Source organism: Sphingobium sp. ba1 (assembly GCF_000743655.1).
GTDB lineage: Bacteria > Pseudomonadota > Alphaproteobacteria > Sphingomonadales > Sphingomonadaceae > Sphingobium.
The window spans coordinates 1-1,100 of sequence record NZ_JPPQ01000086.1; the positions used below are offsets into that span (position 1 = coordinate 1).

Below are 1,100 nucleotides of genomic sequence, written 5' to 3' on the forward strand. Positions count from 1 at the left end.
CGGGAAGATGCGTGATCTGATCCTTCAACTCAGCAAAAGTTCGATTTATTCAACAAAGCCACGTTGTGTCTCAAAATCTCTGATGTTACATTGCACAAGATAAAAATATATCATCATGAACAATAAAACTGTCTGCTTACATAAACAGTAATACAAGGGGTGTTATGAGCCATATTCAACGGGAAACGTCTTGCTCGAGGCCGCGATTAAATTCCAACATGGATGCTGATTTATATGGGTATAAATGGGCTCGCGATAATGTCGGGCAATCAGGTGCGACAATCTATCGATTGTATGGGAAGCCCGATGCGCCAGAGTTGTTTCTGAAACATGGCAAAGGTAGCGTTGCCAATGATGTTACAGATGAGATGGTCAGACTAAACTGGCTGACGGAATTTATGCCTCTTCCGACCATCAAGCATTTTATCCGTACTCCTGATGATGCATGGTTACTCACCACTGCGATCCCCGGGAAAACAGCATTCCAGGTATTAGAAGAATATCCTGATTCAGGTGAAAATATTGTTGATGCGCTGGCAGTGTTCCTGCGCCGGTTGCATTCGATTCCTGTTTGTAATTGTCCTTTTAACAGCGATCGCGTATTTCGTCTCGCTCAGGCGCAATCACGAATGAATAACGGTTTGGTTGATGCGAGTGATTTTGATGACGAGCGTAATGGCTGGCCTGTTGAACAAGTCTGGAAAGAAATGCATAAGCTTTTGCCATTCTCACCGGATTCAGTCGTCACTCATGGTGATTTCTCACTTGATAACCTTATTTTTGACGAGGGGAAATTAATAGGTTGTATTGATGTTGGACGAGTCGGAATCGCAGACCGATACCAGGATCTTGCCATCCTATGGAACTGCCTCGGTGAGTTTTCTCCTTCATTACAGAAACGGCTTTTTCAAAAATATGGTATTGATAATCCTGATATGAATAAATTGCAGTTTCATTTGATGCTCGATGAGTTTTTCTAATCAGAATTGGTTAATTGGTTGTAACACTGGCAGAGCATTACGCTGACTTGACGGGACGGCGGCTTTGTTGAATAAATCGAACTTTTGCTGAGTTGAAGGATCAGATCACGCATCTTCCCG

1 protein-coding gene is annotated in these 1,100 nt (G+C 42.9%); it reads left to right on the forward strand.

All coding sequences use genetic code 11. The features are described from left to right. Window positions 1-164: 164 nt before the first annotated feature. Complete coding sequence (gene aph(3')-Ia, locus IL54_RS23575; protein WP_000018329.1) at window positions 165-980, forward strand: aminoglycoside O-phosphotransferase APH(3')-Ia; 816 nt, start codon at window positions 165-167, stop codon at window positions 978-980. Window positions 981-1,100: the final 120 nt, after the last annotated feature.